Here is an 8128-nt window from a genome sequence, read left to right on the forward strand (position 1 = left end):
TTATTATTCTTTATATTATTTTTGACTTCTATATACTAGATAACACAAGATTAGCAACTAATGGCTTAATGACTCAAAAAAATACTTGTGATTTAAACCTTCAAGATTGTATATATGATTTTAATGATGAAAAAATTATAGTCTCTATCAATCCAAAGCCCATTAAACCATTAAATACAAATGAATTAAAAATGGAAATAAAATCAAATAAAATATACAACGATCTAAAAATTAGAATTTATGGAATCAATATGTTTATGGGAATAACAGAAATCAATCTTAATAAAACAAAAGACAATATTTTTGAAGGAAAAATAAGATTAAGTGCTTGCACAAAAGATATTATGCGTTTTAAGGCTGATATATTAGAAAATAATAAATCGACAAATTTTTCTTTTGAATTCGATCTTAAAAAGTAACTAAAAGGCTAGAAAATCTAGCCTTAAAAATTACTTTTTCTTTTTGCTAGTTCCTGCTTTTTTTGCAACAGCTTCTTTAAGATTTTTTCCTACTTTAAACTTAGCAACTTTAGTGGCAGGAACAGTAATTGTTTTACCTGTACTAGGAACTCTAGCTGTTCTAGCTGCTCTTTCAGTAGTTGAAAAAGTTCCAAAACCGATAAAACTAATGCTATCTCCTTTTGCTAATAAATCTGTAATTGCCGCAATAACAGCATCTGTAGCAGCACCTGCGTCTTTTTTGGTTAGCCCAGAAAGTTGAGCAACTTGAGAAATAAAATCTGCTTTAGTCATGGAAAGCTCCTTTTTTAATATTAAAAAGCCTAATTCTAGCATATTTAAAAAGCAATAGCAAGAAAAAACATTAATTTTTCTTATCTTTTTTTATTTTTTTCTCTTTCTCTTTATATTTTTCAAACTCTTTACTATCATCAAGTTCATTTCCAAGCTTTTTATATAAATCATAATAATATAAAACAAAATTTCTACACTCTTTATTTATAGGTAAAAATATCCCATTTTCCAAAATGCAAAAAAGATTTAAAAATTCTTTAGCATCATTTTTTTGAGCATAGTGTTTAGCAAGACTATGATAATTTTGTAAAGTTAAATCTTTAAATTTCTCATAAAACTCTAAAGTAAAATTAACAAATAATTTTTCATCCTTAAAACTCAAAACACCACTTTTAAATAACAAATCAAGATGAATCAAACCCTCTGTATAATAAGGTTTTACTTCTTCTACCTCTTGCCAAGCAATTAAAGAAATAGATCTTTTAATAAGTTCATAAAATACCGGCATTTTAAGCTCTTCAACTTCATGATAGAAAAAATTTATCAATCCTCCTGTGGTAGCTTTATATTCTTCTATATTTTTAAAATATCCACTCTGATTCATAAGTTTTTCACTCTCTTGATCTATAAAGAAAATATGGCCAAACTCATGTCCTATGGTAGAAATCTCATAAACCTTTTTCCAAATTTCTTCTTTAAAAAAAAGAATTTCTCTTCCATAATCTAAAAAATCTTTTTCAAAAATTACACTTGAAATTTTCATAAAAGGTTTGCTTTTAGCACTTTCATAAACAAAATTTAAAAAAGCAAAAATCTTCTTTCCCGATTTAGCACTTACAAATTCATCATTAGGAACAACTTGTGCAGAAAAAAGTCCTCTAAGCTCTGCTCCATAAAAAATCATAGGAGTGCATATATAAAGCTGGGTTTTATTAATATTATTTAAAACTTCAGCTTTTAAATCATTATTATTTAAATTGATATTTTTACAAACTTTTTCAAAACTAGTATTAATTTGATTGATAAATTCATTTACATCAAAACAACTCTCATCTTGCAATCTAATATCCCATTCTAGTGCTACAGCGTGGGTATAATTATCTTCATAATACTCTAAAGGATGACCAATTTGCAAAGGTGATTTTACTTCCATCCAAGCAAGCTCAGCATTTTGCCAAGCCTCTATAACTTTATTTTCTCGCTTTTCGCAAAAAGCAATTTTTAATTTTATTAGATATTCAATATAGGCAAATTCTTCATTTGAATTTGCAAAAGTTTTAAGCTCATTTATCATAGAATCAAATGCAAATTCAAGTCTTAAAATTTCATTTTCAAAGAATTTAGCATAAGGAACAAATCTCCAAATTTGACCAATTCTAACCAAAACCCCATAACTTCTTTCGCAAATTTGACCATTTCTATCAACCTGATAGAGTTTATTTTGCTTTAAAAATTCCAAGGCTAGATTAAGATCTTTAAACATTGAAGATAAAATCTTATTATTTTTTTCTATAATCTCTTTAGTCCAAGAACTTTCAAAATCATTAATAATTAAGCCTATATTATGAACACCTTGAATAAGAGTTTGATAAAAATTATTTAAAAGTTTTTTATTTTTAATTTCATTAATAAGTTCTTGGTGCTCTCTTTCATAAAATTTTCTTACTTCATCATAAAAAAGATGTTTTATTTTAGTAATTTTTTCTTCGCTAAAATTATTTTTTTCTAATTCTTTTCCTAAATTTTCTTCTTTTAAATCTACTAAACGTCTTAATATAGCTAAAATAGCATTTTTGTCTTTTTTCAAACCACTTAAATTGATTAAAGATTCAAAATAAGGACCAATATCATCTTTATCTAAAATCTCATATAAAGAATTAATTTGTTCTTTTCGTTTTTTTACAAGTAGTAACACTTCTTTAAAATTATTCATAATTTTACTCCTTATAGTTTTAAATTCTATTATAATTAAACATTAAAAATCAAGGAGAAAAAATGAAAGATATGGGAGAGCCAAAACTTAAAATAGTCGCAATGCCAAAAGATACAAATTCTGCAGGCAATATTTTTGGAGGATGGATTTTGTCTCAAATAGATACAGCTGGAGTTATAGCTGCTAGAGAACTTTCCCCTGAAAGAGTTGTAACAATTTCTATGGAGCAAGTCGTTTTTAAACAACCAGTTTTTATAGGTGATATTATTTCGTGTTATGCAAAAATTTTAAAAGTTGGAAATACCTCGATAAAAGTTCAAGTTGAAGTTGTTGCACAAAGGGTAGATAAGCTCGGTTGCATGGCTTGTATCCACGTAACCTCTGCTATTGTAACCTATGTAAGTGTCGATAGAGAAGGTAATAAAAAACCAATTAGTGAAGAATTAAAGAAAATCCATGGTTTTTTAAATTCCTAAATTGTATGATAAAACTTTATCCTAAAAAATTATCAACATTTACTTAATTTGCTATTATATTTATTTTCTAAGCATTCTTTAAAAAACTCTGCTCTAGTTTTGGGAGTTTTTTTAGGATGCTTTTCTTTCATATGCTCTACATACTTATCATAACTTGAAAGCCCTACTAAAGGATGAAAAAACCTTTCGGCTTTTTCATAATAAAATTTAATTTTCTTTAACATTTAAAGAACTAATTTTAATATAAGGACTTTCTTTTAATGGAATTTTTATCTTGCCTATACAAATTCCTATACAAGAGATAATAACAAGTAAAGTAGTTAGCATAAAAAAGATACATAAAACAGCATCTAAAATATTTCCAAAAACGACGTGAGATAAATTAGAAATTTGTTGTTCTTTTTCTTTTATCTGTTGGGCAAAATTATTTTCATTTTCATTTGAATTTACTTTTTGTGATTTAAATTCTAAAAGTTCATTTTCTAATTTTTCTATATTTTTATTGGCTATTTGAGCAGTAGCTATATGGCTTACTACATTTCTTACCTTGGCTCCTTCTTCATAAGGTAACACCTTTTGTATTCCACCATAAAGAGTTGCCAATAAAACAAAACAAGCTGGAACCAAAGTAACCCAAAGAAATCTTCTTTTACCCATTTTAACAAGTATTACACTTACTAAAAGTAAAGCCATTCCAGCCAACATTTGATTACTTACACCAAAAAGCGGCCATAAAGTATAAATTCCGCCTTTAGGATCTATCGCACCTTGATATAAAAAATAACCCCAACAAGTTACACTTAAAATAGTAGCTAAAATTCCTGCAAAATAATTATGAGTATTTCCTAAAGGCTTATATATATTTCCTAAAATATCTTGAACCATAAATTTAGAAGTTCTAGTTCCAGCATCAACAGCAGTTAAAATAAATAAAGCTTCAAATAAAATAGCAAAATGATACCAAAAGCCCATAAATTCAACTCCACCAAAAATTTTATGCAAAATCAAAGTAACACCCAAAGCAAATGTTGGAGCTCCCCCTGTTCTTGATAATATACTTTGCTCTCCTATATCTTTAGTAAGTTGCATAATTTCTTGCGGTGTTACACTAAATCCCCAATCACTAATAATTTTTGCAGCACTTACTAAATCATTCCCTATTAAAGCCGAAGAGGAATTTACAGCAAAATAAATTCCAGGATGTAAAATACAAGCACAAATTAAAGCCATAATAGCCACAGCACTTTCAGCAAGCATAGCGCCATAACCAACCAATAAAGCGTGCTCTTCATTTTCAAGCATTTTAGGACTTGTTCCGCTTGAAATTAATGCGTGAAATCCACTAATGGCACCACAAGCTATAGTAATGAACAAGAAAGGAAAAATCGATCCAGCAAAAACAGGACCTGTTCCATCAAGATACTGATAATTAATTTTTGGCATCTGAAAATCAGGCATAACAATCACAATAGCCAAAGCCATTACGACTATAACACCAATTTTTAAAAAAGTAGCAAGATAGTCTCTTGGCGCCAAAAAGAACCATACAGGCAAAAGTGATGAAATAAACCCATAGCCCATAATCATAAAAGCCAATGTTGGAGCATCAAAAGTAAAAAATTTAGACCAATAAGGATCTGCTGCAACAACACTACCATAATGAATTGCTAAAATTAAAAGTACAAAACCTATAATAGAAGTCTCGCCTACTTTTCCAGGACGAATAAAACGCATATAAATACCCATAAATATAGCAATAGGAATAGTCATAGCAATAGTAAATAAACCCCAAGGAGAATTTGCTAAAGACTTTACCACAACCATAGCTAAAATAGCAATGATAATAATCATGATTCCAAAAATAGCTATCATAGCTACAGCACCGGTAAAATTCCCCATCTCATCTTTTATCATTTCACCAAGAGAACGACCTTTTCTCCTCATAGAAATAAAAAGAACTAAAAAGTCATGCACAGAACCTGCCAAAACTCCACCAATTAAAATCCAAATCATAGAAGGCAAATAACCCATTTGAGCAGCCAAAACAGGACCAACTAAAGGACCAGCTCCAGCAATAGCTGCAAATTGGTGACTAAATAAAACAATTTTATTTGTTGGAACAAAATTTTGTCCATCATTTTCAACTCTTGCAGGTGTAGCACGATTTCTATCAAGCTCTAAAACTTTATAAGCCACAAAACGACCATAAAATCTATATGCTATCATATAAATACATACAGCGGATACAACCAAATAAAGAGCTGAAACTTTCTCTCCATTTTGTAAAGCCAAATAGCAAAAACAACAAGCTCCAAGCAAGGCAACAAAAAACCATAAAATTTTATTAACCATTTTTGTTTATCCTCCTTTATTGGATAATCGTTAAATTATAATTAATAAAATATTAATTTAATTTAAATTTTTTTAAAATTTAAAATATTAAAATTCACAAATATTTTTTGCTTAAAAATTGGGCAATATTTTAAAAGGATAAAGAATGAGAAAAATTATTTTTATTTATATAGTTTTAAATGCTTATCTTTTTGCTAGCGATGAGTTAAATATAGACAATTTATTTAAAAAGCAAATAGGCTTAAGAAGTATTACAAGCTTATCACTTCTTAGCACAGGAAATTCTCATTCTTACTTTCTTTATCCAAATATAGGAATAAATGGGGATTTAAATGTTTGGAATGATACAAAACAACTTTATTTAAATCAAACTTTTATTTATACGCTTACGCCTAGTTTTGATTTACTTATCTCAGGTGGTGGAAATTATGCAAGACAAGAGTATAACAATATTATTTCAGGTGCTTATACAAGCAAAAATACTTTAAATTTTGATTCTTTATGGATAGGCTTTATTTATACAGGAGAAAGCATTGCTGACTTTGTTCCGCAGATTAAATTTCAAACAGCAATCATTCAAAGAGAAAAAACAGTTTTGCAAACTAAAAACTTTTATTTTCAATCCCAAAGTTTAGAAGCCAGTTTAAGAGGATATAGCGATCCTGTGGTATATAGCATTTATACAGGTTTTGGTTATAATCAAACAAGAAAATTTAAAATTGCAAAAATAAAATATGGAAATAGCATTTATGCAGGCGGGAGTCTATCCATTATCTTAAGCCCTAAAATTACTTTAGATTTGGGAGCAGAGCAAAGATTTCAAACGGCACAAAAAATTAATGGTATAAAAAACTCAGAATTAAGATCAATCCCTACAATTAGTGGTGGTTCTACTTATAGTATCAATCAAGATACAGCTATTTCAGTCAGTGCAAGTCTAGGCGGAAGCTCTGCTGCTCCTGATGCAATTTTTGGTATCAATCTGTGGAAAAAATTCTAAAAATAGCATTAATAGTTGCTCTTTTGCCTTTATTTTTAAAGGCAGAATTTGTAGTTAAGTCTTACCAAGAAATCAAAAATGAAAAAGTTGTAAGGCAAAATTATGAAGAATCTTGTGGCGCTGCTTCTTTAGCTACACTTATCAATATACTTGATGATAATAATTTAACAGAACTAGACTTGTTAAAAACTATGGGCAATCAAAAGCTTTATACAGATATGGTAAGCTTTGCAGATTTAAATGATGCAGTAAAAAAGCTTGGCTATGAAAGCAAATCTTATAAAGTCGATAGAAAGATTTTAGAAAATATTACATCTGTTCCTATTTTAGTAAAGATTGAAGATGATCCACGCTTTCCACATTTTGTAGTGATTATAAATCATAAAGGTAATTATTTACAAATACTTGATCCAAGCTATGGAGAATATATCAGTTCTAAAAGAGAATTTTATAGTGTTTGGGATAGGTATAATAAAGGTGGATTTGCTTTAGTTGTTAATCCTAAAAAACAACTCAAAGATTACAAACTCAATCTACCCAAATCTTTAAATTTTGAAATAGAACATTTTAGATTTTAATATCACAATTAAGCGATATTAATTTCTTTTTATTTACTTCCTAAACCCTAGTTTGTCCTATAAGATTATTAAGTCTATCCATTATAGAATCAGCATAGGAATTAATGGTGCTAGGTTTTGCTTTCCAGCCATTATTAATAGCCTGTTTAATCTCAGCATCTAAAGCCCAATTACCCATAACAGATTCTTTAGATATGCCATTTTCATACATATATAGATATTCTTCTGCTATACCACGCTCTGCCCAATATCTAAAAAAGCTTTTAAAGTCACTTTCGCCTGTCATAATATTATCAATGTTGATTCCAGGACCACTAAAACTTTCCTTAGCCATAGCTTTATTATAGCCTTCTACTTTTGGATTAAGCGTTGTATTAGAACTATATAAAATTCGTCCTTCTTGAGATTTTAAAAAACTCATAAACAAAGCTTCCTTAGGATAGCTCCCATCTTCATTTTGCGGATAAACTGACATATCAGGTTTAAATTCTTGCTCATATCCTTGATTAATATTTTTTAGATCTTCTAAAGATAAACCTAAAGTTTCAGGTTTAATTCCTTTTATTAGACCACCAGAATCAGAATAAATATCATTAGCTTCATTAAATTGCTCTTGATTTTTATATACATTTGAAATTGTAACATTAGAATAATCAGCTAAGATTTTAACAGCTATATCATTATTTCTTATAGAGTCAGGATGTTGAAAAATATCATAACCATTATAAAATCCATTTATAGCATACCCACTAGGCATAGAGTTTATATCTGCTTCAGTGAAACTTGTTTTATCACTTGGAAAGCTTTGACTTAGAGCATTAGAGAAAAGATTATAATATTGTTTTATCGTTTCTGCCATATCTATGTTTGTATAGTATTTATCTATACCTAGATATTCTTTTTTTTCTACAATTATAGGTTCATTTTCAGCTACTCTCTCTATCTCATCCAAAGTAGATTTATGTATTTTAAAATCATCTGGTAATCCTGCAGCTTTATTAAAGTCTTCTCCCATATAACCATCTTTATCTACACTA

Annotated in this window: 9 protein-coding genes; 4 read left to right on the forward strand and 5 right to left on the reverse strand. The window is 28.6% G+C overall.

Annotation, left to right across the window (positions count from 1 at the left end):
* The coding region (locus JG677_RS05920; protein WP_234284645.1) for a hypothetical protein at positions 1-419 on the forward strand (419 nt) is incomplete at its 5' end.
* Between the two features lie 30 nt (positions 420-449).
* Here JG677_RS05920 and JG677_RS05925 read toward each other — a convergent pair.
* Positions 450-752 (reverse strand): HU family DNA-binding protein, encoded by a 303-nt coding sequence (locus JG677_RS05925; protein ID WP_200217665.1) that lies wholly within the window; start codon positions 750-752, stop codon positions 450-452.
* A gap of 70 nt (positions 753-822) precedes the next feature.
* A complete protein-coding gene (gene ciaB, locus JG677_RS05930) occupies positions 823-2685 on the reverse strand; it encodes an invasion protein CiaB (RefSeq protein WP_200285665.1) in 1863 nt (620 codons plus the stop codon).
* A gap of 62 nt (positions 2686-2747) precedes the next feature.
* Here ciaB and JG677_RS05935 point away from each other — a divergent pair, with 62 nt between their 5' ends.
* Positions 2748-3161, forward strand: a complete 414-nt coding sequence (locus tag JG677_RS05935) for an acyl-CoA thioesterase (protein WP_200169111.1) — start codon at positions 2748-2750, stop codon at positions 3159-3161.
* Between the two features lie 32 nt (positions 3162-3193).
* Here the strand turns inward: JG677_RS05935 and kcuS are convergent, their stop codons facing one another.
* The gene (kcuS, locus tag JG677_RS05940; RefSeq protein WP_200169112.1) at positions 3194-3385 is read right to left on the reverse strand and encodes a KCU-star family selenoprotein; all 192 of its coding nucleotides are present in this window, start codon (positions 3383-3385) and stop codon (positions 3194-3196) included.
* Entirely contained in the window at positions 3369-5513 is a 2145-nt protein-coding gene (locus JG677_RS05945) for a carbon starvation CstA family protein (RefSeq protein ID WP_200285667.1), read from the reverse strand. Before JG677_RS05945 ends, kcuS begins: the two co-directional genes overlap by 17 nt.
* A 145-nt stretch (positions 5514-5658) precedes the next feature.
* Between JG677_RS05945 and JG677_RS05950 the strand changes: the two genes are divergently transcribed.
* A complete protein-coding gene (locus JG677_RS05950) occupies positions 5659-6513 on the forward strand; it encodes a hypothetical protein (RefSeq protein ID WP_200285669.1) in 855 nt (284 codons plus the stop codon).
* Complete coding sequence (locus JG677_RS05955) at positions 6498-7091, forward strand: cysteine peptidase family C39 domain-containing protein (protein ID WP_200285671.1); 594 nt, start codon at positions 6498-6500, stop codon at positions 7089-7091. Before JG677_RS05950 ends, JG677_RS05955 begins: the two co-directional genes overlap by 16 nt.
* A 40-nt stretch (positions 7092-7131) precedes the next feature.
* On the opposite strand, the gene JG677_RS05960 is transcribed toward JG677_RS05955, so the two are convergent.
* Positions 7132-8128, reverse strand: a 997-nt coding sequence (locus JG677_RS05960; RefSeq protein WP_234284646.1) for a Cj0814 family flagellar-dependent secreted protein, incomplete at its 5' end; no start/stop codon positions are given.

The organism is Campylobacter sp. TTU-622 (assembly GCF_016598965.1).
In the GTDB taxonomy this organism is placed as follows: domain Bacteria; phylum Campylobacterota; class Campylobacteria; order Campylobacterales; family Campylobacteraceae; genus Campylobacter_D.